This window comes from Vreelandella titanicae, assembly GCF_014697095.1.
In the GTDB taxonomy this organism is placed as follows: domain Bacteria; phylum Pseudomonadota; class Gammaproteobacteria; order Pseudomonadales; family Halomonadaceae; genus Vreelandella; species Vreelandella titanicae.
The window spans coordinates 178,447-201,972 of record NZ_CP059082.1 but is presented as its reverse complement, the minus strand read 5'-3'; the positions used below and the strand labels follow the sequence as shown (position 1 = coordinate 201,972).

General features: G+C 58.2%; 22 protein-coding genes. 12 read left to right on the top strand and 10 right to left on the bottom strand.

The features are described from left to right. Nucleotides 1-20 precede the first annotated feature (20 nt). The 6 genes from HZS52_RS00930 to def all read right to left on the bottom strand — a co-directional run bounded on the left by HZS52_RS00930 (nt 21) and on the right by def (nt 6,199). Nucleotides 21-1,469 carry a TrkH family potassium uptake protein gene (locus HZS52_RS00930; protein ID WP_022520099.1) on the bottom strand — a complete coding sequence of 483 codons (1,449 nt, stop codon included), beginning with the start codon at nt 1,467-1,469 and terminating at the stop codon, nt 21-23. 52 nt (nt 1,470-1,521) lie between these two features. Continuing rightward, a complete protein-coding gene (gene trkA, locus HZS52_RS00925) occupies nt 1,522-2,895 on the bottom strand; it encodes a Trk system potassium transporter TrkA (RefSeq protein WP_039860535.1) in 1,374 nt (457 codons plus the stop codon). Nucleotides 2,896-3,070: 175 nt separating this feature from the next. Next, on the bottom strand, nt 3,071-3,277 hold the full coding sequence (locus tag HZS52_RS00920) for a dodecin (protein WP_008959783.1): 207 nt from the start codon (nt 3,275-3,277) through the stop codon (nt 3,071-3,073). A 50-nt stretch (nt 3,278-3,327) separates the two neighbouring features. Beyond that, on the bottom strand, nt 3,328-4,662 hold the full coding sequence (gene rsmB / locus HZS52_RS00915; RefSeq protein ID WP_009288388.1) for a 16S rRNA (cytosine(967)-C(5))-methyltransferase RsmB: 1,335 nt from the start codon (nt 4,660-4,662) through the stop codon (nt 3,328-3,330). Further along, nucleotides 4,659-5,651, bottom strand: a complete 993-nt coding sequence (fmt, locus tag HZS52_RS00910) for a methionyl-tRNA formyltransferase (RefSeq protein WP_009288389.1) — start codon at nt 5,649-5,651, stop codon at nt 4,659-4,661. The genes rsmB and fmt overlap by 4 nt, the downstream gene beginning before the upstream one ends. Nucleotides 5,652-5,686: 35 nt before the next feature. Continuing rightward, the gene (gene def, locus HZS52_RS00905; RefSeq protein WP_022520096.1) at nt 5,687-6,199 is read right to left on the bottom strand and encodes a peptide deformylase; all 513 of its coding nucleotides are present in this window, start codon (nt 6,197-6,199) and stop codon (nt 5,687-5,689) included. A gap of 222 nt (nt 6,200-6,421) precedes the next feature. Here def and HZS52_RS00900 point away from each other — a divergent pair, with 222 nt between their 5' ends. The 5 genes from HZS52_RS00900 (at nt 6,422) to aroE (ending at nt 10,882) form a co-directional block, all read left to right on the top strand. After that, entirely contained in the window at nt 6,422-7,267 is an 846-nt protein-coding gene (locus HZS52_RS00900; protein ID WP_159176037.1) for a peptidoglycan-binding protein, read from the top strand. A 35-nt stretch (nt 7,268-7,302) separates the two neighbouring features. Then, nucleotides 7,303-8,427, top strand: a complete 1,125-nt coding sequence (gene dprA / locus HZS52_RS00895; protein ID WP_190374004.1) for a DNA-processing protein DprA — start codon at nt 7,303-7,305, stop codon at nt 8,425-8,427. 43 nt (nt 8,428-8,470) lie between these two features. Continuing rightward, nucleotides 8,471-9,028 carry an L-threonylcarbamoyladenylate synthase type 1 TsaC gene (tsaC, locus tag HZS52_RS00890; protein ID WP_022520093.1) on the top strand — a complete coding sequence of 186 codons (558 nt, stop codon included), beginning with the start codon at nt 8,471-8,473 and terminating at the stop codon, nt 9,026-9,028. 76 nt (nt 9,029-9,104) lie between these two features. Next, entirely contained in the window at nt 9,105-10,058 is a 954-nt protein-coding gene (hemF, locus tag HZS52_RS00885; RefSeq protein ID WP_138800464.1) for an oxygen-dependent coproporphyrinogen oxidase, read from the top strand. Continuing rightward, nucleotides 10,055-10,882 (top strand): shikimate dehydrogenase, encoded by an 828-nt coding sequence (gene aroE, locus HZS52_RS00880; protein ID WP_022520091.1) that lies wholly within the window; start codon nt 10,055-10,057, stop codon nt 10,880-10,882. The genes hemF and aroE overlap by 4 nt, the downstream gene beginning before the upstream one ends. A gap of 24 nt (nt 10,883-10,906) precedes the next feature. Here aroE and HZS52_RS00875 read toward each other — a convergent pair whose 3' ends face one another. Continuing rightward, the gene (locus HZS52_RS00875) at nt 10,907-11,866 is read right to left on the bottom strand and encodes a LysR family transcriptional regulator (RefSeq protein WP_009288395.1); all 960 of its coding nucleotides are present in this window, start codon (nt 11,864-11,866) and stop codon (nt 10,907-10,909) included. Nucleotides 11,867-11,984: 118 nt separating this feature from the next. Here HZS52_RS00875 and HZS52_RS00870 point away from each other — a divergent pair, with 118 nt between their 5' ends. From HZS52_RS00870 to HZS52_RS00840, 7 genes are all read left to right on the top strand, one after another. Further along, nucleotides 11,985-13,118 carry an iron-containing alcohol dehydrogenase gene (locus HZS52_RS00870; protein ID WP_190374003.1) on the top strand — a complete coding sequence of 378 codons (1,134 nt, stop codon included), beginning with the start codon at nt 11,985-11,987 and terminating at the stop codon, nt 13,116-13,118. A 42-nt stretch (nt 13,119-13,160) separates the two neighbouring features. Next, nucleotides 13,161-14,747 carry an aldehyde dehydrogenase (NADP(+)) gene (locus HZS52_RS00865; protein ID WP_190374002.1) on the top strand — a complete coding sequence of 529 codons (1,587 nt, stop codon included), beginning with the start codon at nt 13,161-13,163 and terminating at the stop codon, nt 14,745-14,747. A gap of 143 nt (nt 14,748-14,890) precedes the next feature. After that, nucleotides 14,891-15,880 carry a TRAP transporter substrate-binding protein DctP gene (gene dctP / locus HZS52_RS00860; RefSeq protein WP_039860559.1) on the top strand — a complete coding sequence of 330 codons (990 nt, stop codon included), beginning with the start codon at nt 14,891-14,893 and terminating at the stop codon, nt 15,878-15,880. Further along, the gene (locus HZS52_RS00855; protein ID WP_190374001.1) at nt 15,877-16,368 is read left to right on the top strand and encodes a TRAP transporter small permease; all 492 of its coding nucleotides are present in this window, start codon (nt 15,877-15,879) and stop codon (nt 16,366-16,368) included. The genes dctP and HZS52_RS00855 overlap by 4 nt, the downstream gene beginning before the upstream one ends. Beyond that, a complete protein-coding gene (locus HZS52_RS00850; protein ID WP_022520087.1) occupies nt 16,365-17,642 on the top strand; it encodes a TRAP transporter large permease in 1,278 nt (425 codons plus the stop codon). The genes HZS52_RS00855 and HZS52_RS00850 overlap by 4 nt, the downstream gene beginning before the upstream one ends. 86 nt (nt 17,643-17,728) lie before the next feature. Continuing rightward, nucleotides 17,729-19,414: a D-lactate dehydrogenase gene (gene dld, locus HZS52_RS00845; protein ID WP_009288399.1), complete on the top strand. Its 1,686-nt coding sequence runs from the start codon at nt 17,729-17,731 to the stop codon at nt 19,412-19,414. Nucleotides 19,415-19,559: 145 nt separating this feature from the next. Beyond that, the gene (locus HZS52_RS00840; protein ID WP_190374000.1) at nt 19,560-21,464 is read left to right on the top strand and encodes an alpha/beta hydrolase domain-containing protein; all 1,905 of its coding nucleotides are present in this window, start codon (nt 19,560-19,562) and stop codon (nt 21,462-21,464) included. 136 nt (nt 21,465-21,600) lie between these two features. On the opposite strand, the gene HZS52_RS00835 is transcribed toward HZS52_RS00840, so the two are convergent. From HZS52_RS00835 to HZS52_RS00825, 3 genes are all read right to left on the bottom strand, one after another. Continuing rightward, nucleotides 21,601-21,861, bottom strand: a complete 261-nt coding sequence (locus HZS52_RS00835) for a hypothetical protein (RefSeq protein WP_022520084.1) — start codon at nt 21,859-21,861, stop codon at nt 21,601-21,603. A gap of 17 nt (nt 21,862-21,878) precedes the next feature. Continuing rightward, complete coding sequence (locus HZS52_RS00830) at nt 21,879-22,682, bottom strand: M48 family metallopeptidase (protein WP_009288401.1); 804 nt, start codon at nt 22,680-22,682, stop codon at nt 21,879-21,881. A 175-nt stretch (nt 22,683-22,857) separates the two neighbouring features. Continuing rightward, the gene (locus HZS52_RS00825; protein ID WP_190373999.1) at nt 22,858-23,472 is read right to left on the bottom strand and encodes a hypothetical protein; all 615 of its coding nucleotides are present in this window, start codon (nt 23,470-23,472) and stop codon (nt 22,858-22,860) included. Between the last annotated feature and the right edge of the window lie 54 nt (nt 23,473-23,526).

Below are 23,526 nucleotides of genomic sequence, written 5' to 3'. Positions count from 1 at the left end.
GGGGGGCAGGCGTGAAGCGCTTAACGCCGCCAGAAAGCGGGGGTAAACAGCACCAGTACCGTAAAAATTTCCAGGCGACCGAGCAGCATAGCCATGACCAGTATCCATTTCGCCAAGCTAGGCATGTCGCCATAGTGAGTGTGGGATTCACCCAGTGCAGGGCCGAGATTATTGAGGGCCGAGCCCACCGTCGACCAGGCTGTGACCTGATCAACCCCGGTTGCCATGACGCCCACTAGCATTAAAAAGAACAGCATCACGTAGACTGAAAAGAACCCCCATACCGCTTGAGCAATGCTGTCGGGGACACTGACTTTACCTACTTTGACCGCAATCACCGCATTGGGGTGGATCAATCGCATGATTTCACGCATGCCCTGCTTGAGGATCAGAATGATCCTTATCACCTTCATGCCGCCACCGGTAGAGCCGGAGCAGCCGCCAACAAAGGCTGCCACAAACAGTAAAAAGGGCAGGGCGCCGGGCCACATGGAAAAGTCGGCAACGCTGAAGCCTGCTGTGGTGGCCACCGACACGACTTGGAAAACCCCATGTCTCAGACCGCGCGCGGTGTCGTAGGTGTCGGTTAACCACAGAGAGAGCACGGTGACCACGGACAGCGCGAGTAGAAATAGCATCAAAAAGCGCGCTTCGGGGTCGTGAAAGTAGTGCATCAGGCTTTTTTCACGCCAAGCGATAAAGTGTAGGCTAAAGCTGAACGCCGAAATCAACATAAAACCCACGCATATCATCTCGATGGTAGCGCTATCGAAATAGCCGATGCTGGCGTCGTGAGTGGAGAAGCCACCAATGGCGACGGTGGAAAAGCTATGGCTCAAGGCATCGAACCAGCTCATGCCCGCTAACATATAGGCGATCATGCAGGCCAGGGTGAGCGTGGCGTAGATATACCACAGCGCCTTGGCGGTTTCGGTGATGCGTGGTGTGAGCTTGGAGTCTTTCAACGGCCCAGGAATCTCGGTGCGATACAGCGCCATACCGCCCACGCCTAGAGTGGGCAAAATGGCGACGGCCAAAACGACGATCCCCATGCCGCCCAGCCACTGGAGCTGCTGGCGATAGTAGAGAATCGACTCGGGTAGAAAATCGATGCCGGTAATCACCGTGGCGCCGGTAGTGGTTAAACCGGAGAACGACTCAAATACCGCATCGGTGACGCCGAGAGAGCCTTCGCCGAATAGCATCAGCGGCAGTGAGCCGAACAGCGCCAGCACCGTCCAGAACATCGCGGCGATAATAAAGCCGTCGCGGATACGCAGCTCTTTTTGCGAGCGTCGATTGGGAAGGTAAAGCAGTAATCCCGTCGCCACCGAAATCGCAATACCGCTAATAAAGGCACTCCACACGCCGTCACGAAACCAGAGTGAAATCAGCGTTGGGGGGAGCATGGTAAGGCTGAAGAGCATCAGCAGCAGCCCCAAAATGCGCAAAATAACCCGCAGACTCATGGTTGTCGCATGCTCCTGTTATTAGCAGCCAGTGGCCGTGGTTCGAGGGTTATCAAAAGAACGTTAAGCCGACTTGGAACAGGCGCTCCACATCGCGAATGCGGCGCTTGTCGATCACAAATAGAATCACGTGGTCACCGCTCTCAACCATCACGTCGCCGTGGGCGATAATGACTTCCTTGCCGCGCACAATCGCACCGATGGTGGTGCCCTCGGGCAGGTCGATCTCGCGGATGGTACGCCCGACCACCTTGGAGGACTGCTTATCGCCGTGGGCGATGGCTTCAATGGCCTCGGCGGCGCCCCGGCGCAGCGAGTGAACGTTGACGATATCACCCCGACGCACGTGGGTGAGCAAGCTGCCGATGGTCGCCTGCTGGGGAGAAATAGCGATATCGATCTCGCCCCCCTGCACCAAATCCACGTAAGCGGCGTTGTTGATCAGCGTCAGCACCTTCTTCGCCCCCAAACGCTTGGCGAGTAGCGACGACATGATATTGACCTCGTCGTCGTTGGTCAGCGCGCAGAAGATATCGCACTCTTCGATATTCTCCTCTTCCAGCAAGCGCTTGCTGGTGGCACTGCCGTGGAGCACCACGGTGCGATCCAGTCGCTCGGAGAGGGTGGTGCAGCGCTCCAGGCTGTGCTCGATGATCTTGACCTGGTGGCTATGCTCCAAATGCTCCGCCAGCCGCTCGCCGATATTGCCACCCCCGGCGATCACGACCCGACGGAAGTCCCGCTCGACCCGGCGCAGCTCGCTCATCACTGCGCGAATATCCCGGCGGGCGGCGAGGAAGAACACCTCGTCGTCAGCCTCGATGACCGTATCGCCACGGGGAATGATTGGGCGGTTACGGCGGTAAATCGCCGCCACCCGGGTATCCACGTTGGGCATATGGCGGCGCAGAAAGGCCAAATCCTGGCCCACCAGCGGGCCACCGTAGAACGCTTTCACCGCCACCAGCTGTACCAGGCCACCGGCAAACTCCAAGACCTGCAAGGCGCCTGGGTGTTCGATCAGGCGGCGTACATGGTCGGTCACCACCTGCTCTGGGCTGATGAGTACATCAATGGGAATCGCTTCGTGGGCGAAGAGCCCTTTACGGGTCAAGTAGGCGGTGGCGCGTACACGGGCAATCTTGGTCGGGGTGCGAAATAGCGTGTGGGCGACCTGGCAGGCGATCATATTGATCTCATCGCTGTTGGTCACAGCGATCAACATATCAGCGTCTTCGCAGCCTGCCTGACGTAGCACAATGGGGTAGGAGCCCGCCCCGGTAACGGTGCGGATATCGAGTTTGGTATGCAGCTCACGAAGTTTTTTGGCGTCAGTGTCAACGACAGTGATGTCGTTCTCCTCGCGGGCGAGGTGTTCTGCCAGTGTGCCGCCGACCTGGCCGGCGCCGAGAATGATGATTTTCATTGCTGAGCATCGGTTCCATTAAAAGCGCCAGCGCAATATCGTTAAGACCAGGAGACGGTCTTAGGACTCAGTCCTGACGTTGAAGACGTAAATGGTCGTTCAGGTACGTCTATCATGCGCTGCAATAAAGACGGCGGCCAGTGTAAACCAGCCGCCGCCGAAAAGCAGGTGGGGATTACTCTAGCGTAAAGCCGACTTTAACCGTTACCTGCCAGTGGGCCACTTGGCCATCTTCAATATGGCCACGGGTATCGACTACTTCCAGCCAGCGCATGTGCTTAATCGTTTCTGACGCCTTGGCCAGTGCATTCTGAACCGCTTCCTCAATGCCCTTCTCGGAAGAGCCGGTCAATTCCACGTGCTTGTAAGTATGATGACTCATAGTACCTCCTTCCTTGTCATGAAATCACTGCCCCCGACATCAGTGAGCGCCTAGGCAGTGCGCTTCTCTAGTCTGGCATAAAAAAAGCCATCGTGACTGTTCTGGGCTGGAAACAGCTGGCGACCCGCGCCGCTGGAAATGCCCCAGGCAACATCGTTAGGCGTGGTGACATGGGCGTCAGGGGTGCGGGCGAGAAATGCCTCAATCTGCTCACTGTTCTCTTCCGGAAGCACCGAGCAGGTGGCGTAGAGCAGGGTGCCGCCTTCGCGCAGCATCGGCCAAAGGTTGTCTAACAGCTGACGTTGAAGCTTGGCCAGCGGCCGGATATCGTCTTTGCGCCGCAGCTTCTTGATATCCGGGTGACGGCGGATAACACCGGTGCCAGAGCAAGGGGCGTCGAGCAGGATGGCATCAAACGGCGTGCCGCTCCACCAGTCGCGCTCGGTCGCATCGGCGTGTTGGAGAACGGCCTCTACGCCTAGTCGGGTAAGGGTATCTTCCACCCGTGCCAGGCGCTGATTATCGCTATCGATAGCGGTAAGATTGATGTCGAACAGTTCGAGCAAATGGGCCGTTTTGCCGCCGGGGGCGCAGCAAGCATCCAGAACATGTGCACCTGGCCGTGGCGCAAGCACGGGCCCCAGCAGTACTGCCGAGAGTTGGGCGGCCTCGTCCTGAACGCTAATATGTCCCGCTTCGAAGCCAGGCAGCGCCGTGACATCGCAGGGTGTTTCCAGCGTGATGGCGTCTGGGGCGTGGGGGCACAGGTGACCACTCAACCCCTGCTCGGTCAACTGCGACAAGTAGGCTTCACGATCGTTGTGGTGCTGATTCACTCTCAACGTCATCGGGCCTGACTGGTTGTTGGCTTCGACAATCGCCCGCCACTGCTCTGGCCATGCCTGACGCAAGGCGTTAAGTAGCCAGGGTGGATGTTCTAACGCGACGCTCTCATCCCGGTCTACTTGGGCCTGGAGCGCCTCGGATTCGCGCTGCAATCGCCGCAAACAGCCATTTAACACGCGGGTGGCCCACTCCTTATTCAGCAAGCGCGCAGCGCCCGCGGTTTCACCTACTGCCGCGTGGGCTGGAATGCGCATGTACAACAACTGGTAAATACCCAGCAGCAGCAGCGCCTGAACATCGCTGTCGCGCTTTTTAAACGGTTGCTTAAGTAATGTGCCCGCTAAGGCTTCCAGACGCGGTAAGCGGCGGCAGGTGCCAAAGCAGAGCTCTTTGAGCAGCCCGCGGTCGCGAGCCACCACGCTGTGCTCATCCAGCCCCGCCAGTGAGCCTTGGTCGCTGAGCACCGGGGCCAGCGCGCGAGCCGCCGCGGCGCGGACTTCCTGACCACTGCCGCCTTGGGGGGAGCGCTTTTGGCTCATGGTGTTTCTCCTTCGCTGGCCTGAGCCGCTGGTTTACCAAGACGAGTACCGGTAGCAAGGCGCGCGTGGCGGGCATTGAGTAAGTCACGCACGTCCATGGCTTTACCGCCGGGCAGCTGTGCGCTGGTCACACAAAGTACCTCGCTGCCGTTTTCCCCACAGGCAATCCGCAGATGATCGTCGCCGTGGTCTAGTAGCATGCCGGGCTCGCAGGCTGGCTGATCGCCCTCTTCTACGTTCGCCATTAGCAGCCGCAGGCGATCATCGCCTAATGCGCACCAAGCCACCGGCCAGGGGTTAAAAGCGCGAATTTTGCTGGCTAACTGCTGGGCGGGCTGGGCAAAGTCGAGCTCGGCTTCCGCTTTGCTCAGCTTGGCGGCATAGGTGACGCCTTCCTCGGGCTGAGGCGTGGCATGCGCGGTGCCGGTGGCCAGGGCATCCAGCGTGTTGATCAACGCATTGGCGCCTTGAATCGCGAGACGGTCGTGCAAATCGCCGCCGGTGGTGCGGTTCGTAATGGGCGTGCGCACTTCCGTGAGCATCGCCCCGGTATCCAGGCCAGCATCCATCTGCATGATAGTTACACCCGATACGCTATCACCCGCCTCGATCGCCCGCTGTATGGGGGCAGCGCCGCGCCAGCGGGGCAGCAGCGAAGCGTGAACGTTAACGCAGCCGAGACGCGGTATGTCCAACACGGCCTGAGGAAGCAGCAGTCCATAGGCCACAACGACCATAATGTCGGCATTGAGCGCGGCCAGCTCGGCTTGAGCCTCGGGTTGCTTTAACGTCTGAGGCTGATAGACAGGCAGGCTGTGTTCCAGAGCCAGCTGTTTGACCGGGCTGGGCGTTAGCTTACGGCCGCGGCCAGCGGGGCGATCGGGTTGGGTATACACCGCCACCACCTCGTGCTGGCTTTCCAGCAGCGCGGCAAGGCTAGAGGCGGCGAATTCAGGTGTGCCAGCAAAAACAACGCGCAATCGTGACATATAAAGAGGGCTACCTGGCGTGAATGAGAGAAGTGTTAGGCGTCCTGCATCTGCTTGTGGCGTTTCTGCATTTTTTTGCGGATACGGTCGCGCTTTAGCGGCGACAAGTAGTCAACAAACAGCACACCCTCAAGGTGGTCGTACTCGTGCTGAATACAGTGTGCCAGCAGACCCTCTGCCTCTAACTCATAGGCCTCGCCATTACGATCCAGCGCGTTGAGCTGCACCTTAAGATAGCGCGGCACTTCGGCGTAGTGCTCGGGAATCGACAGGCAGCCTTCCGATAGTGGCTCTTTCTCGTCGCCAATGGGTGTATAGCGCGGGTTGATGAGCACCAGCGGCTGGGAGTTATCGTCGCTGACATCCATGACGACAATACGGCGATGGACATCGATCTGGGTCGCGGCTAGACCGATACCACGGGCGTCATACATGGTCTCCAGCATATCGTCGACGAGCTGGCGTACCTCATCGTCGACGGTTTCCACCGGAGCGGCCTTGGTGCGCAGGCGCTCATCGGGGAATTCAAGAATAGGAAGTTTGGCCATGGCGTTACAATCACCGTTATGCTGAGTCTAAATTAAGTCAAGCTAGGTAGTGACGAGCGTCTTCTAACCTAGGTACTTTATGATGGGTCACTATATCATGCTGTCAACGTTTCTGGGCATGGGCGCCCGATACGCACTGGGTTTCAGCAGCAACAGAATGACTGCGCTTATGCAGCGCTTCGACATGGAACTAAGAGTGATGCATTTTCTTGGGAGAACTGGATGGCGGCAAAACAACACGCCTACCGGAGGGCTTTGAGTGGTTTGCTGCTGAGCGCAGTGGTGCTGGTGAGTATTGATGCCACCGCTTGGGAGCGTGATCAGACAGTGATTACACTCTCGCCTCAGGTGCGTACCTTGCCCCATCGTGAAGCGATCGAGCCCATCGCCTTGGAGGAAGCACGAGCCTTTCTGCGCGAACACCGCGTCGTCGATGATACCGAGGCGTTGCAGGAACTGGCTTACGTAGTGGCGGGAGATGATCGCCGCTTGATCAGTGGTGCGGGAGATAGGTTATACGTGCGTGGCGTTGTGCCACACCATGGTCAGGTGGGTATCTATCGGCAGTCGGAGCCCTACCTGGCAATGGATGGCACGCCGCTGGGCTTAGAGCTGATCAACGTTGGCATCGCTCGCCACGTCAGCAGTGAAGGCGATATTGCGCAGCTTGAAGTCGTTAGCTCCCATCAGGAAGTGCGGGTTAACGATATTGTGTTGCCCTTGGAGGAGCGCGAGCTGAGCCGTGAGTTTATGCCCCGCGCGCCGCCCAATGCGGTTGAGGGTCATGTTATTGCCGTGCCAGGTGGCGTGCGTTTTATTGGCCGTTTTCAGATCGTTGCGCTGGATCTTGGCACCCTGGATGGTTTGCAGGCGGGGCATGTGCTGCGAGTCAATCAGCAGGGTGAGCTGATCAACGATCCACGTACCCAGGAGCTGGTGCAACTGCCCAGCACAGAGGCGGGCAGTGTGATGGTCTTCAAGCCCTATGATCGCGTCAGCTATGCCTTGGTGATGCAGGCGTCCCGGATACTGGAAGTGGGCGATGGGGTTGGGTCAGCGACGAACTAACAGGCGGCACACAAAGACGTTTAAAAGGAGGAAGTATGGACGCCCAGGCGTGGCTGGTGGTCAATGCGTTGCCGGGTATGGGGGCGCTGCGTATCGCGCAATTATTAGCCCGTCAGCCGCAGTGGCCAGAAGGCTGGCTGGCAGCACTGCCGAGCCGTGCTGCCAGCGAGTTGCGCCTGTGGCTTGAACATCCCACGCGCAGCCCGTTGCAAAATGTGGTTGATGAAACCCTGGCGTGGCAGCGAAGCGGCCCAAGTCGCCATGTACTGCATCGAGATCACCCCGCTTGGCCTGCGCTGTTAAATGAATTGCCCGACCCGCCTGTGGTGCTCTGGGCCCAGGGGGATCTTAGCGCCCTGGAGGGCCCCAAACTTGCCATGGTAGGCACTCGTCGCCCCACCGGCGAAGGTACCCATAACGCCCAAACCTTCGCTCGCGATCTAGCCCGCCGCGGCTGGTGCGTGGTCAGCGGTATGGCCTTGGGAGTTGACGGTGTTGCCCAGCGCGCAGCGCTAAATGCCGGTGGGCGCACGATCGCTGTACTCGGCTGCGGCGTAGATGTGATCTATCCCGCCTCTCACCGTGATCTTCACGAGCAGCTTAGCTCTCTACCCGGTGGCCTGGTGGTGTCAGAACATCCGCCAGGTACGCTGGCCCGCCCGGCGTTTTTCCCGCGGCGCAACCGAATCGTTACCGGCCTCTCGCTCGGTACCCTAGTGGTCGAAGCCACCGAAAAAAGCGGTTCGCTGGTCAGTGCACGGCTTACTCTAGAGCAAAATCGCGAACTGTTTGTGCTGCCCGGTTCGCTACACAATGTACAGGCCCGCGGCTGCTTGACACTACTGCGTCAAGGCAGTGCGCATCTGGCCTGTAGCGTCGACGATATCATCGCTGATCTTGGCCACTGGGCGGAGGCGTTTATCCCGCCTGAGACGGAAGAACAGCCATCTGAGCCAGAACCGCTACCTGATAGCTTGTCTGACAATAGCTTGCCCGATTCCTTATTAGCGTCATTATCGGCCACGCCGACGCCTATTGATCTCTTGGTGCACGCCACTGGCGTGACGGTCAGCGACTGCCAGCAGCGCCTACTGATGCTGGAGTTAGAAGGCTGGGTTGCACAGCAGGCGGGAGGCTGGGTGCGGTTGCCGCGGTCATGATAGGATAAAGTCATTAAAGGCCTGTTAGCCGTGAGGAGAGAGCATGAGTTTGGCGACCGATCTAGCCCCTGCGATTAGCGCGCTGCGTAGTGGGGGAGTGATTGCCTGTCCCACTGAAGCGGTTTGGGGGCTCAGCTGTGACCCCGAAAACGACGCAGCCTTAGCCCATCTAATGCGCATGAAAGAGCGCGACCCTGCCAAGGGCGTCATCCTTGTTGCTGCCAATATTGGCCAGTTCCACCCCTGGTTGAGCCAGCTTCCCCTCGCGATGCATGCTCCTCTTGCGGCAAGCTGGCCGGGGCCCAATACCTGGCTAGTGCCTGATTATGGCCGCAGCCATGGGCTGGTGCGTGGCGCCCACGAGCGCGTAGCGCTGCGGGTGACCGACCACCCGGTGATGAAAGCCCTGTGCGAAGCTTTCGGTGGTCCGTTGGTATCAACCTCGGCCAACCGTTCGGGGGAACCGCCCGCGATGAGCGCCGCCGAGATTACTGACATCTTTGCTGATGAAGTGGCCTATATAGTGCAAGGCGAGCTGGGTGGCAATGCCAAACCCAGCACTATTAGAGACCTAGCCACCGGTAAAATCATGCGTTCTTAAACCGGCTCTCCAACTATTCACCACTCACCCATTACGACTCACCCATTACGACTCACCAATGCCCCCAGGAGTTACCGTGGCCCACGAGCACCTTGATGACGTTAAACGCTACCTTCTTGATCTGCAGGATCGGCTCTGCGCTGGATTGGCAAAAGCCGATGGCGCTGCCCAGTTCCAAGAAGATAGCTGGGAGCGTGCCGAGGGCGGTGGTGGTCGATCACGGGTGATGACCCATGGCGGCGTATTTGAAAAAGGCGGCGTCAACTTCTCCCATGTCTATGGCACCCAGCTGCCGCCTTCGGCCACCGCCGCGCGCCCTGAACTGGCTGGTCGCAGCTTCCACGCGGTGGGCGTTTCCTGGGTGCTGCACCCGGAAAACCCCCATGTGCCTACCAGCCATGGCAACGTGCGCTTCTTTATTGCCGAGAAAGCCGGCGAGCCGCCGGTGTGGTGGTTTGGCGGCGGTTTTGACTTAACGCCGTTTTATCCCGTGATGGAAGACGTGGTGCACTGGCACCGGGTGGCAAAAGCCGCCTGCGACCCCTTTGGCGATGATGTTTATGCGCGCTATAAGGCCTGGTGCGACGAGTACTTTTACCTTAAGCACCGCGATGAAACCCGCGGCGTCGGTGGGCTGTTTTTCGATGACCTGAACGAAGGTGAGTTTGCCGATTGTTTTGCCGTTCAGCGCGCGGTGGGCGACAGTTTCTTAGCGGCTTATTTGCCCATCGTTGAGCGCCGTAAAAATGACGCCTGGGGCGAGCGGGAGCGCGACTTCCAGCTTTACCGCCGTGGCCGCTACGTGGAGTTCAACCTGGTGTGGGATCGCGGCACGCTATTTGGCTTGCAGAGCGGCGGGCGCACGGAGTCAATTTTGATGTCAATGCCGCCAATGGCGCGCTGGGAGTACGCCTTTGAGCCAGAGCCCGGCAGTCCCGAAGCGCGTTTGCAGGATTTCTTATACCCCCGCGACTGGCTCGGTGAATTCGCTGAGGATGCAGGTCAAGGAAAAAGCGGAGAGCTCTCATGACCGATCGCTACTGCGTGTTTGGCAACCCGGTCAAACACTCCAAATCCCCGCAGATCCACGCTGAGTTTGCCCATCAAGCCCAGCAGGCCCTTGAGTACACCGCTGAAGAAGCACCGGTGGATGGTTTTGCAGGTGCGTGGCGGGCGTTTATCGACGCGGGCGGGCGTGGCGCCAACGTTACCGTGCCGTTCAAGGGCGATGCTTTTGCGCTGTGCGACACCTTGAGCCACCGCGCCCGTCGTGCAGGGGCGGTGAATACTCTGATTCTGGGTGGTAATGGCCGTACCTACGGCGATACTACCGATGGCATTGGCCTAGTGCGCGATTTGGCCTATCACCGTGTGGCGTTAGCAGAAAAGCGCATTTTGGTGGTAGGCGCAGGCGGCGCCGTGCGCGGCATTCTGGAGCCCCTGCTTGCCGAGCAGCCCAGTGAAATCGTCGTGGTCAACCGCACCGCCGCCAAGGCCGAGCAGCTGGCCAGCGATTTTGCTGATCTAGGGCCTATCCACGGCGGTGGTTTTGATACCGTTAATGGCACTTTTGATGTGGTGATTAACGGCACCAGTGCCAGCCTATCAGGCGATTTACCGCCGTTGCCTGATACGTTGTTCAATACCAATGCCTGGGCCTACGACATGATGTACGGGGCCGAGCCGACGGTATTTTTACAGTGGGCAGGCCCGCATGGCGCGAAGTTGCTTGACGGCTTAGGCATGCTGGTCGAGCAGGCCGCCGAGTCGTTTTTTCTGTGGCGTAATGTGCGCCCAGAGACGGCATCGGTACGCGAAATGCTACGTCAGTCGCTGGAGTTTGACGCCTTTTAATGATGAAAGACGTTAGAGAGGCACTCAAAGGGACTCAATATATGCCTCCACATCTGCATGTAGATTGCCAACTAAAGCGACTTCCCTCATGAACAACTGAGTGGCTGGCGATAAGCTAGCCCCTTTTCGGGTGACTAATTCGTAGGGTTCGCTACGCGAGTGCAGTTGGATAGGTAGCCGATACACCATGCCCGCATCAACAAAAGGTTTTGAGGCATCGACGGACATGAGTGCGACTGATTCGCGGTCATGGCCAAGCATTGAGATGCTCGTGAAAGCGGATGCTGTTTCGATAGGGTAGAGCGGAAACGGGATCTTGGCCTCGTGAAACTCGCGTTCCAGCAATAGCCGCATCGGCATATTGGCGGGATACACAATCCACGAGGTGTCAGATAAGTCGGCGAGTGTCAGCGCTGAATGGCGAGTGAGCGGATTGTCAGGATGGCAAATGACCGCCAACTCCTCCTCGTGGATGTCCAGACTGGTGTACAGATGCGGCCTTTGATTCACTCGCGACCGGCAAATGGCGGCATCGAGTCGACCACGGTCAAGTAAGTTGAGCAGGCGCGCGCTGGTATCTTCGACCACCTCTATGGATATCGCCGGCTGCAGGCTGCGAACCCGCGACAACGCCGCCGAAATCAGTGGCACAGCCCCCATGATCAATCCCACCGCCAGTCGGCCACCACGGCCTTGCTGCATGCTTTCCAACTCTTCATGGAAGTGGGCCAGATCCGTGTTGATCAGGCGTGCATAGCGCACCGCACAGAGCCCCATGTCCGTCGTTTCCAGCCCCTTATGCGTACGCTGAAACAGCTGTACGCCCAGCATGGCTTCGATTTCATTGAGTGCTTTGGTGGCCCCTGGCTGGGTCAGCGCCACGGACTCGGCCGCTTTTTGCACCGTGCCATGTTCATGCAAGGCAATCAGCAGGCGTAAGTGGCGCATGCGCAGGCGGGAAATGATGGACGTCAGTGTAGACATGAATTTTTGTTATGCCGCTATCAGAGGTTGTCATTATCCAGCGTTGGGCCGCGCGAATATAGTCAATGCAGCAAGTCACTCTCTATTTCCGAATAATTAACAAAGACGACAACACGCTATGGCACTCATCAACTACGTGACCCAAGTACAGTTTGGCGACGGCAGCGTCGATCTATTGCAAGACGAATGCACCCGCCTGGGTATCCATCGCCCGCTGATTGTAACAGATGAAGGGATTCAACAGGCGGGACTGCTGGAGCGGATACAGCGTGTCCTGGATCACCCCGCTGCTGTCTTTACCCGTACGCCGCCCAACCCGAATGAGGGCGCGGTACGCGAGGCGGTGGCGTTTTACCAGTCCCAGCAGTGCGATGGTGTGATCGCACTGGGCGGTGGCTCGCCCATCGATCTCGCCAAGGGCGTGGCGGTGAGCGTGGCGCACCCTGGGCCGCTGCGCCAGTTCGCCGTCATCGAAGGCGGCATGTCACGGATTACCTCGGCAACCGCCCCAGTGATTGCCATCCCGACAACGGCGGGTACCGGCAGCGAAGTCGGCCGTGGAGCCATTTTGATTCTCGACGATGGCCGCAAGGTGGGCGTGCTGTCGCCCCACGTCGTCCCCAAACTGGCGATCTGCGATCCCGAGCTGACGCTTGGCTTGCCCGCCCGCATGACCGCAGCAACGGGCATCGATGCCATCGCGCACTGCATGGAAACCTTCATGGCACCCTCGTTCAATCCTCCGGCAGATGGCATTGCCCTGGATGGCTTGCGGCGCGCCTGGGCGCATATCGAAACCGCGGTCAACGAGCCGAGTAACCGTGAGGCACGCACGAACATGATGAGTGCCTCCATGCAGGGCGCGCTGGCCTTTCAAAAAGGGCTTGGCTGCGTGCACAGCCTGAGTCACTCGCTGGGTGGGCTCAATCCGTCGCTGCACCACGGCACCCTGAACGCCATTCTGCTGCCCGCAGTGATCCGCTTCAACGCCCAGGCCGACACGATGGTCAAGGACGACAAACTGGCCCGGATGGCCCAAGCGATGAACCTGCCAGCGGGCCAAGACGTGGCGGATGCCATGCAGGCGCTAACGCAGCGTCTGAATCTCCCCACGGGCTTGGGCGAGCTCGGTATTACCTCGGCCATGTTCGACGACATCATCAAGGGGGCGCTGGCGGATCATAGCCACAAGACCAACCCCATCGATGCCAGCGCCAACGACTACCGCCAACTTCTCGAATGTTCGCTGTAAGTCTTGGCGAGCGATTCCTCTGAACCATCGGGAGAGCAATGTATGAGTACCACGTTGACCGGCCAGCAGTTCATCGGCGGCGAGCGCAGCGGCCAGGGCCAGGCCTTGCTCGCCAGCGTCGCCGCCGCGGATGGTAGCCACCATGATCTGGCCTACTTTCAGGCGACGGTGGAAGAGGTCGAGCAGGCGGTAGCGGCCGCCTCTGCGGCTTATCCAGCTTTTCGCCAGCTCGCGCCAGAAGCGCGTGCACAGTTTCTGGAAGCGATTGCCGACGAGCTCGACGCACTGGGCGATGACTTCATCAATGACGTCGTGCGTGAGACGGCGCTACCCGCCGCCCGCATCAACGGTGAGCGGTGGCGTACCAGCGGGCAGTTACGGCTGTTTGCCGAGGTGTTGCGCCGAGGCGACTTTTTAGGGGCGCGCATCGATCTGGCTTTGCCTGAGCGCTCCCCTCTGCCGCGCCCTGATCTGCGCCAGGTCAAGATGGGCCTTGGGCCGGTGGCGGTCTTCGGGGCCAGCAACTTTCCGCTGGCGTTTTCCGTGGCGGGGGGCGATACCGCGTCAGCACTGGCCGCTGGCTGCCCGGTCGTGGTCAAAGCCCACTCCAGCCACGTGATGACCGCCGAATGGGTCGCACAGGCCATCGAGCGAGCGGCACGCAACGCCGCCATGCCTGTGGGCGTGTTCAACATGATCTATGGCAGTGGGGTCGGTAAAGACCTGGTACAGGCGTCGGGTATCAAGGCGGTGGGCTTTACCGGCTCGCTGTCGGGCGGGCGGGCGCTTTGCGATCTGGCCGCGCAACGTCCGGAGCCCATTCCTGTGTTTGCCGAGATGTCGAGCATCAACCCCGTTTGGCTGATGCCGGCGGCGCTGCGGGAAAGAGGCGTGCGCATTGCTACCGATCTAGCGGCGTCGGTCACCCTGGGGTGCGGCCAGTTCTGCACCAACCCGGGGCTGGTGTTGGCGGTGGACTCCCCGGAAACGGAGCAGTTTATTGCCGCGTTGGGCGACGCCCTGGCGAGTGCCGATGAGCAGGTGATGCTCAACCGCCAGACCCTGGAACACTACCAACAAGGCGTTGCGCGGCTCGCCGAACTGCCCGGGGTCACCCAGCTAGTCGGGGGCGGCGCTGTGCCGGGCAAAGCGCGAGCACACCTGTTCCGCGCGACGCCCGACTCTCTCTTCAGGTCGGATCGTCCGCTGGAGGACGAAGTCTTTGGGCCGACCACCATCGTCGTGACGGTGCCGGAGAGCGAGACGCTGGCGCGCTATTTCGACGTCATGCAGGGGCAGTTGACCGTCACCCTGCACGCCGAGCCGGAAGATCTCTCGGCCCACACGGAGATGATGACGCAGTTAGAGCATCGCGCCGGGCGCCTGCTGCTCAATGGCTACCCTACGGGCGTCGAGGTGTGTGATGCGATGGTTCATGGCGGGCCTTACCCGGCGACCTCGGATGCCCGCGGAACCTCAGTCGGCACGCTGGCGATCGACCGCTATCTACGCCCCGTCTGCTTCCAGAACTACCCCGATGCCTTCCTGCCGAGTGCCCTCCAAAACGCCAATCCGTTAGGGCTGATGCGCTTGGTCAACGGGCAACTCAGCCGGGACTCACTCGGTTAGCACGCCGGTTCACGCGCAACACATCACCACAATAAAACAACACAGGTGCCATAAAAATGAAATCCAAAACGCCAACGTTAAAAACCTTCGCTGTTCAAGCGGTAGCACGCATCAATACTAAAAATAATTTAGGAGCTAATCATATGACTTACTTTAGATACGACAAAATCGCCGCGATAGTGGGAACGCTAGCGCTCTCCATGAGCTGGGGTGTATCAACGGCATTGGGGCAAACCGTGTTGACCGTCACCCACTCGTCACCCGCCGACAGCCACTTCGGTGAGGCGGCCATCGCGTTCGAGCAGAGCCTCGAAGCGCAAACCGAGGGTGCCATCGACGTCGTCATCCAGCGTTTGGACAATGAGCGCGAGGCGCTGGAGAGCGTCCAGTTCGGAACGCAGGAGTGCGCCATCGTATCAGCGGGCCCGCTGGGCAACTTTGTACCGGAAACCCGCGTGTTGGACGTGCCGTTTATGTTCGATGGCTACGACCACGCGCGCGGGGTGCTGGATGGCGAAATCGGCCAAGAGCTGCTGGCGCTTTTCCCTCGCTATGGCCTCGAAGGGGTGGCCTGGATGGAAAACGGCTTTCGCAACCTGACGACGGGTTCCAAAAGCATCGTGTCGCCGGACGACCTGGTGGGTATGAAGATCCGCACCATGGAGAACCCTATCCACATCGCGGCTTGGCAGGCGGCTGGCGTGTTGCCTACCCCGATGGCGTTCTCTGAGCTTCCGCCCGCCCTGCAGCAGGGCACGGTGGATGGCCAGGAGAATCCGATTCCGGTCATTCTGGCGAACAACCTCGATATGATGCAGCAGCATCTCTATCTGACGCGTCACGTTTACTCCCCCGGCATTTTTGCCTGTAATCCCGATTTCGTTGCGGGGCTTGACGAGCAGCAACAAGCGGCCCTCAAAACGTCCGGGGCGTTTGCGGCAGCCGCGAACCGTAAACGGGTGGAAAAGGATGAGTTAGTCGGCATCGAGACGCTACGCGACCGCGGTATCGATATCGTGGAGATCGATGACATCCAGGCGTATCGCGATGCCATGGCCAGTGCCTACGCCGATTTCGAAGCCGAGTTCGGCGCCGAGAGACTGCAAGCCATCCGAGACTGGAGCGCCGAATGAGCAGGGGCATCGCCACGATCCAGCGCATCGATCGAGGCATTGCAATGGGGGTGGCGTTAGCCGCCTCCTGCGCCTTGGCGATTGCGGTAGGAGCCAGCTTCTGGCAGGTGCTGGGCCGATTCGTCTTCCAAGCCCCGTCGGTCTGGTCCGAAGCTCTGACCCGCTTAGCTCTGGTCTGGATGGTACTGCTGGGCTGTTCGGTGGCGTTGCGGCGGGGGGCATTCGTAGCCATCGATTTAGCCAAGGTACTGACCTCGGGCCGAGTGCGACGGTCGATCGAGCTGGTCACGCTACTGTCCTGCCTGACGCTGTTTGCCACGCTCTTCTGGTTTGGCTGGGAGGTGGTGTCCCGCGTGCGTTTTCAGCAGATGGCGGGGTTGGATATCTCGATGAGTTGGGGATACGCCGCCCTCCCGGTGGGGGCGGTGTTAGCCATGCTGGGTAGCATTGTTCACTTTATCGAAACAGGTAGAGGAGAGGCACCATGACCAGTGCGCTGATCACCTCCATGCTGATTCTGTTCGCGATATCGGTGCCTATCGCGATTGCCATCGGTTTGGCCTCGATGGTCGGATTGGTGGGCTTTACCAGCCTGCCGCTGCTCGTGGTGCCGCAGCAGATCTTTATCGCGCTGGATAAATTCCCGTTGGCCGCCATTCCGTTCTTTATTCTTGCGGGCAATTTGATGGAAGTAGGTGGGCTGTCGCGCAGGCTGGTCGAGTTTGCACGCGCCTTTACCGGCCAACTGCAGGGGGGGCTGGCTATCACCTGTGTACTGACCTGCATGATGTTTTCAGCCATTTCCGGGTCGAGTGTCGCCACTACCTTTGCCGTAGGGGCCATCCTCATTCCTGCCATGCGCGATTACGGCTATCCCATTGGCTTCGCGGCCGCCCTGATGGCCGTATCGGCGGAGCTTGGCGTGATTCTCCCGCCTTCGATTCCCATGATTCTGTACGGTGTCGCCACGCAGACCTCCATTCCGGATCTGTTTCTCGCGGGGGTGCTGCCAGGGGTATTGATTGCCGGTAGCCTGATGGCCACCATCTTCATCTGGTGCCGGATCAAGGGGTGGGGAAAGCGCGATGGCGATGGAAGGCTCTCTCGCCTCGACGCGATCCGGCGAGCGGTCTGGTCGCTGGTGATGCCCGTTCTTATTATGGGCGGTATTTATGGCGGTGTGACCACGCCCACCGAGGCCAGCGTCATTGCCGTGGTCTATGCGCTGGTGGTAGGGCTTTTCCTGCATCGTGAAATGACGCTCAAAGACGTTGCGTTGGCGTTTCGTAAATCGGTGGTCACCTCCGCGGTGATCATGTTCATCATCGGTGCCGCCAGTTTGATGGGCTACTTGTTGAATCGTCAGGGGGTGCCCGATGCCGTGGCGCTCTGGTTGACTAGCACCTTCGATGGCCCAACCTCGCTGATGCTGGCCATCAACTTTATGCTGTTCGTGGTGGGCATGTTCATCGAGACAGGCGCCAGCATTGTAGTGCTCGCACCGATCCTTCAGGATGCCGCACTGCGCGTGGGTATCGAGCCGGTGCACTTTGGCACCGTCATGGTGGTGAACCTTGCGCTGGGGATGATTACACCTCCGCTGGGCGTCAACCTGTTTGCTGCCGCGCAGATTGCCGGCTGTTCGGTCACGCATATGCTGAGACCGTTGCTGGTTTTCCTGGGCGTCATCATCGTCTGCCTGATGATCATCACCTTTGTCCCTCAGCTCTCGCTGTTCCTACCTGGCACGATGGCGCGTTAACAAGGCAGCTAAAGCATTCGGAGTGCGCTCTCCCGGCATAGGGGTAGCGCTCTCTGCTCACCATGAACATTGATGGGTATTTATAGATGGTCAGTTCGCTTATTGCTCAGCTCCAAAGTGTCACGGGCAAGCGCTATGTACATGTCGGCACCCGCGCCACCCATCGCTTCCGTAAAGGGTACCGTTACGGCGACGGGGAGGTGATGGCCGCCGTCGAGCCGGGCACGCTCTGGGAGCAGTGGCAAGTTTTGCAAGCCTGCGTGGACGCCGATGTCGCGATCATCATGCAGGCCGCCAATACCGGGCTGACCGGCGGTTCCACCCCTTTCGGGACGGGCTATGATCGGCCCATCGTCATCGTCAATACCCTGCGGATTGACCGGGTCGATCTGATCGACGAGGGTCGTCAGGCTATTTGCTTTCCCGGGGCAACGCTGGATAGGCTGGAGCGTGCGCTGCGTCCTATTGGCCGTGAGCCACACTCCGTGATTGGTTCGAGTTGCATTGGCGCGTCGGTGACCGGCGGTATTTGCAACAACTCGGGCGGCTCGCTGGTACAGCGTGGGCCAGCGTATACGCAGCTATCTCTATTCGCTCAGGTGACCCCGGAGCGCAAGCTGGTGCTGGTGAATCACCTGGGTATTGAACTGGGGAGTTCGACAGAAGAGGTGCTGACGCGGTTGGACAGTGGCCATTACTCACAAAGCGATATCCAGATGAGCGAGACCTCCTGGGCATCCGATCGAGAGTACAAAGCGCATGTGCGCGATATCTCAGCGTCGACGCCAGCGCGCTTCAACGCCGACCCGCGCCGCCATTATGAAGTGTCCGGCTCTGCGGGGAAGCTGGCCGTGTTTGCCGTGCGCATGGACACGTTCCCCGCCGCGTCCAACGAGCGCGTCTTCTATATAGGCACCAATGATCCCGCACAGTTGCAGCAGATCAGACGAGACCTGCTCGGCCAGTTCCAGCATCTGCCCATCGCGGGCGAATACATGCATAAGGACGCCTTCGACATGGCGCATGTCTACGGCAAGGATGTGTTTCTGTTTATCCGCCGGTTCGGCACCCTGAATGTACCGAAAGCCTTTGCCGCGAAAAGCTGGTTCGATGGTGTCACCGAGTCGCTGCACCTGGGCCGCCATCTGTCTGACCGGCTGCTTCAGGCTGCATCCCGGCTGTTCCCCGAACATCTGCCACGACGCTTGCTCGATTACCGTGACCGCTACATACACCATCTGATGCTGCGCACAGGGGAAGAGTGTATCGAGGAAATGCGCGCCTATCTGGCGGAGCGTTACCCAGCCGAGCACGGTGAGTTCTTCGAGTGCACCGATGAGGAGGGCAGCGCCGCGTTCCTCAATCGCTTCGCCTCAGGGGGCGCCGTGGTGCGCTACCGAGCCGTTCATCCGCGAACGGTCGAAGATATCGTGGCACTTGACGTGGCGCTGCCGAGGGATGCCCTCGACTGGTTCGAGACCTTGCCGCCCGAGATCGAGGCGCGGATCGAGCGCAAGTTCTATGTAGGGCACTTTCTGTGCCATGTTCTGCATCAGGAGTATCTGGTGAAAAAAGGCGAGGATTGTCACGCCTTGGAGCAGGAGATTTGTGCGCTGCTCGATGCCAGGGGGGCCGAATATCCAGCCGAGCACAATGTGGGACATCTGTATCACGCCAAGCCAGCGCTACGTGATTTCTATCGGCAACTCGACCCCACTAATCAATTCAACCCCGGAATTGGTAAGACATCAAAACAGCGTGATTGGCGGTAAAACTAGCCTGCAATAAGAGCTTTCAAAAAGAGCGTAGTGGCGATGGTTCTCTGTCTTAGGAGCCAACGCCAAAATGAGTTGTTAGCTATTTATATAGCTGACGCTTATGATTATGGGTACATAAAAATAATACTTAGGAGTTGTCATGAAGCATCTTCCACACATAGCATTAATGACATTGGCGGTGGCTGGGGGAATGGGGTTATCACCTGATATTCAAGCCAGAGTCACTGGGTTTGAAATCGGCAACACGGTCGTTGATTACGACGGTGAACGCTTTGGAGAGTCTGGTGCTTACGAGAGAATTGAGGCCGTGGCAAGCTTTGCTATTGATCCTACGAGTGCTAGAGCCAGTAACATTGCCGATTTAGAAAAAGCGCCTGTTAATGATCAAGGTGAAGTGGCCTTTAGTACGGAAGTGGTGATTCTACGACCTACTGAGCAAACCTCAGGAGTGCTTTTCTACGAAGTCCCTAACCGTGGCCGCAACTTGAGTTTTCCGTTACTTAATCTAACGAGTATCTCGGGCGACTTTGCAGTCGATGAGCCAGGTGATGGTTTTTTAATGCGCCAGGGCCACACCATGGTATGGAGTGGCTGGCAGACCGGTTTGAGCGATAGTTTGATCGAGATTGATTTGCCGGTTATTGAGGGGGTAACGGGTGAATCTCGTGAGGAGTTCGTTTTCGATAACCATGAGTCGGTAAGTGTTGCGTCCCTTACATACCCTGCTGCAGACCTAAACCCCGAACATGCCTCTCTAACCGTTAGGCCTACGCCTGATGCGCCTCGTCAAATGGTGGAGGGTTTGTCGTTTCGTTATTTGGATGAAAATCGTATAGAGATTCAGCGGCCCACTAGTATGGATGGCGGCGCTATATACGAGTTTATTTATACCGCTAAGGATGCAGTGCCCGCCGGGTTAGGGATGCTCGCGACGAGCGACTTGGTCGCCTTTCTGAGAGGTGCGCAAGGACATGATGTTGAAACACCACTGAACGATATTGAGCATACCGTGGCAATGGGGATTTCTCAGTCAGGACGCTTCCTGCGCGACTTGATATATCAAGGATACAATGCTGATAGTCAGGGCAACCGAGTATTTGATGGCGCCATGGCGCATATTGCGGGATCACGGAAGACGTTCACCAACTACCCTTTTGCTCAGCCTGGTCGCTTCTCTCGACAGCATGAAGATCATGATTCGGTAGGAGATCAGTTCCCCTTCAGTTATGTCGAGATGCTAGATCCGTTGACGGGGCAGAGCGACAGTATTTTGGCCGTCTGTCGTGAAAACAATACGTGTCCGAAACTTATGCACACCGACACGTCGGCAGAATTTTGGCAGGCTCGTGCGTCATTGGTTTCTACATCCCCCACTGGAGACCCCCTGACTATGCCTGATGATGTGCGATTATATTTTTTCGCTGGGGCGCCGCATTTTAATGCTTGGGGAGGATCGGCTTCGGCTAGTGAAGTATGTAAATATCCGAGTAATCCAATTAGTGTGGCGCCTAGCATGCGTGCGCTTGTGAGTGCGATGGAGTCTTGGGTCGTAAATGATATAGCCCCGCCAGCAAGCCGTTATCCAGGTTTGAAGGGTGATGGGCTTGTGGCGAATGAGGAGTTGAATTTGCCGCCCTTACAGGGAGAAGTGCCTAAGCCGCCTGTCAACGAGCTGTATGCCAGAAACCATACTGTGGTGCCACCTGAAGAGGGTGAACAATATTCGGTGAAGGTGCCAGAAGTGGATGAAGATGGCATTGCCTTGGGAGGCATTCGCCAACCCTATGTGGCTGTGCCTCTAGGTACTTATTTAGGCTGGAATTTGCGCGATCAAGGGTACGCAGAAGGCCAATTGTGTAACTTATCCGGCAGCTTTATCCCTTTTGCGAGTAGTAATGATGGTAGAAAGTCAGTATCAAGCCGATACTCAAGCCCTGAGTCATACCAAGAATCCTTAGGTGACGCTATAGATGAGCTAGTAGATATTGGCTTTATGCTTGAGAAAGACCGTCAATGGGTGATGGAGGATGCTCCAGAACTATAACCCGCATTTTTAAAGAGTTTTAAATGAGGTCTTTTTCCTCGCTAGTATCAATCTTCATTGATCAACAACATAGCTAAAAAAGTGGGGGCGGATAATATATCCGCCCCCACTTTTTATTGATGCCACTAATAACGTTTCACTTAGTGCGTTTGACGTACAAGCCCACCGTGCACATCGCCAGCCCCACTACCGAGAGCAGCATGCCGCCATTGACTAACAGCGGCGAACGCTCCAGCCAGGAGACAAACGGTTGCGGGGTGTCTCTACAGGCACTCTCGATATAGTCCCAATGGCCGCCATCAAGCTGGCACGCGCGTATGTCGTTTAGCTCCCAGAAATACACGCCCATCAGCACAAACAGCGGCAGTACCAGTAGCAGTAATCCCAGCTTAATCATTTAAACCTCAAGATCCGTTAAGGACGCGGGCAGTTGGGTGTACGACCATTGCTGCGAGCCTGCTCGTACAAGGCAAGTGCTTGATCCATATTACCCTGCAGCCCTTGAATGCGCTGGCCTTGGCCAGGGTGAGTCGACATCCACTCGGGGGGCGCACCGCCACCTGTGGCCGCCTGCATATTTTCCCAAAGGGTCACGCTCTCACGGGGATTGAAACCGGCTTGAGCCATGAGATCCAAACCAATCACATCGGCCTCACTCTCATGGGCCCGGGAGAAGGGAAGTACGATGCCGTACTGTGCGCCCATGCCGAGCACGCCCATGAGTTGCTGGCCACCGGCAGACTGCATGCCAGAGGTGCTGGAAATCACCGACAGGCCTAATGAGGTGGCGCTCTCGGTGGAGGCGCGCTCATTGGCATGGTTGGCCAGTACGTGACCAATTTCGTGACCGATAACGGAAGCAAGCTGATCCTGGGTCGTGGCAATATCCAGCATGCCGGTATTCACGCCCATATAGCCGCCGGGAAGCGCGAACGCGTTGGGCTGTTCGGACTCAAATACGCGAATTTGCCAGTCTAGCTGCCGCTGTTCGGCGGGGAGTTCCGCCACGATGGCATCGGCAATACACTGCACATAGCGGTGGCTGGCCTGGCCCGCCGTGGGCAGCTCCTGCTGATATTGAGTGAACGCTTGGCGCCCCATCTCATTCAATTCGCTATCAGAGAGCAACAGCAGTTGCGAGCGTCCGGTGGGCGAGGTGGTACAAGCGGCGATAGACGCACATAGTGCGGTAACAGCGAGAGGGCGAAGCCAGCGCATGAGTCGGTTTCCTTATAGACGAAAGAGTTTCTTGCACACAAGATAACCGCTGATAGCAGTAAATCAATCCCCCATCATAACCCACCTAGTGGTTGAGTATGGATGCTGAATTGAGTCCCCTCTGAACCAAGGCTAGGCCGCAGACGATTGGCTGCAAGCTCCTAGACATAAACCCTTAGCGCTGGGGTACTAGCTGCCCATCGGCACCTACGTTTAAGCGAATTGTCGGCGTTAATAATCCTGACGGTAGTTTCATACCCAACCCGCGCAGATCCCCAGGCGTGATGGCCAGTTGACTGCCAGGCGGTAGCTCGCCTTGAGACGCCAACTGGCTGGCAAGCTCCAGCATGGGGGCCAGGCGTTGGGTGTCGGTGGCGAGTACATCAAAGGCAACCGGTAGGCGTAAATTAGCATCATCGCCAGAGGTCAGCGTGACGTCCTGTTCATAGTTACCTTCCACAGGATCAACGCCCGGCATATCCAGCGCCCAGCGAAAGCCTGACATCTCCACCGGTGGCATGCCCGCAGGTAAGCCCAGCCCCATGGCAATGGTGGCCTGAACGGGCAGGCTACCGGCACCAAGGCTAGACGCAATCAGGTTGGTTAAATCGCTGGTGTCTAGCCCCGCATTAATGCTGTAAGGGCCAATGCGAACATCCTCAACCCCCAGAGAGGTCACCGCCAAACGAAACGCAAACAAACCGGTTTGGGGCAGGGCGAGACAACCCGTGAGTAGGCTGGCAACGCCAAACAAGGTCAGCCAGCGCCAGTAGCGAGCAATATAAAGCATAAGATAAGAGTTCCCTTAAGTAGGACGTAAGCAGTGGGGTAACGACGCTAAGTG

Bases quoted from the DNA above. Each gene is read 5' to 3' on its own strand.
- HZS52_RS00930 (WP_022520099.1), bottom strand. From the start codon at position 1,469: ATGAGTCTGCGGGTTATTTTGCGCATTTTGGGGCTGCTGCTGATGCTC.
- trkA (WP_039860535.1), bottom strand. From the start codon at position 2,895: ATGAAAATCATCATTCTCGGCGCCGGCCAGGTCGGCGGCACACTGGCA.
- HZS52_RS00920 (WP_008959783.1), bottom strand. From the start codon at position 3,277: ATGAGTCATCATACTTACAAGCACGTGGAATTGACCGGCTCTTCCGAG.
- rsmB (WP_009288388.1), bottom strand. From the start codon at position 4,662: ATGAGCCAAAAGCGCTCCCCCCAAGGCGGCAGTGGTCAGGAAGTCCGC.
- fmt (WP_009288389.1), bottom strand. From the start codon at position 5,651: ATGTCACGATTGCGCGTTGTTTTTGCTGGCACACCTGAATTCGCCGCC.
- def (WP_022520096.1), bottom strand. From the start codon at position 6,199: ATGGCCAAACTTCCTATTCTTGAATTCCCCGATGAGCGCCTGCGCACC.
- HZS52_RS00900 (WP_159176037.1), top strand. From the start codon at position 6,422: ATGGCGGCAAAACAACACGCCTACCGGAGGGCTTTGAGTGGTTTGCTG.
- dprA (WP_190374004.1), top strand. From the start codon at position 7,303: ATGGACGCCCAGGCGTGGCTGGTGGTCAATGCGTTGCCGGGTATGGGG.
- tsaC (WP_022520093.1), top strand. From the start codon at position 8,471: ATGAGTTTGGCGACCGATCTAGCCCCTGCGATTAGCGCGCTGCGTAGT.
- aroE (WP_022520091.1), top strand. From the start codon at position 10,055: ATGACCGATCGCTACTGCGTGTTTGGCAACCCGGTCAAACACTCCAAA.
- HZS52_RS00875 (WP_009288395.1), bottom strand. From the start codon at position 11,866: ATGTCTACACTGACGTCCATCATTTCCCGCCTGCGCATGCGCCACTTA.
- HZS52_RS00870 (WP_190374003.1), top strand. From the start codon at position 11,985: ATGGCACTCATCAACTACGTGACCCAAGTACAGTTTGGCGACGGCAGC.
- HZS52_RS00865 (WP_190374002.1), top strand. From the start codon at position 13,161: ATGAGTACCACGTTGACCGGCCAGCAGTTCATCGGCGGCGAGCGCAGC.
- dctP (WP_039860559.1), top strand. From the start codon at position 14,891: ATGACTTACTTTAGATACGACAAAATCGCCGCGATAGTGGGAACGCTA.
- HZS52_RS00855 (WP_190374001.1), top strand. From the start codon at position 15,877: ATGAGCAGGGGCATCGCCACGATCCAGCGCATCGATCGAGGCATTGCA.
- HZS52_RS00850 (WP_022520087.1), top strand. From the start codon at position 16,365: ATGACCAGTGCGCTGATCACCTCCATGCTGATTCTGTTCGCGATATCG.
- dld (WP_009288399.1), top strand. From the start codon at position 17,729: ATGGTCAGTTCGCTTATTGCTCAGCTCCAAAGTGTCACGGGCAAGCGC.
- HZS52_RS00840 (WP_190374000.1), top strand. From the start codon at position 19,560: ATGAAGCATCTTCCACACATAGCATTAATGACATTGGCGGTGGCTGGG.
- HZS52_RS00835 (WP_022520084.1), bottom strand. From the start codon at position 21,861: ATGATTAAGCTGGGATTACTGCTACTGGTACTGCCGCTGTTTGTGCTG.
- HZS52_RS00830 (WP_009288401.1), bottom strand. From the start codon at position 22,682: ATGCGCTGGCTTCGCCCTCTCGCTGTTACCGCACTATGTGCGTCTATC.
- HZS52_RS00825 (WP_190373999.1), bottom strand. From the start codon at position 23,472: ATGCTTTATATTGCTCGCTACTGGCGCTGGCTGACCTTGTTTGGCGTT.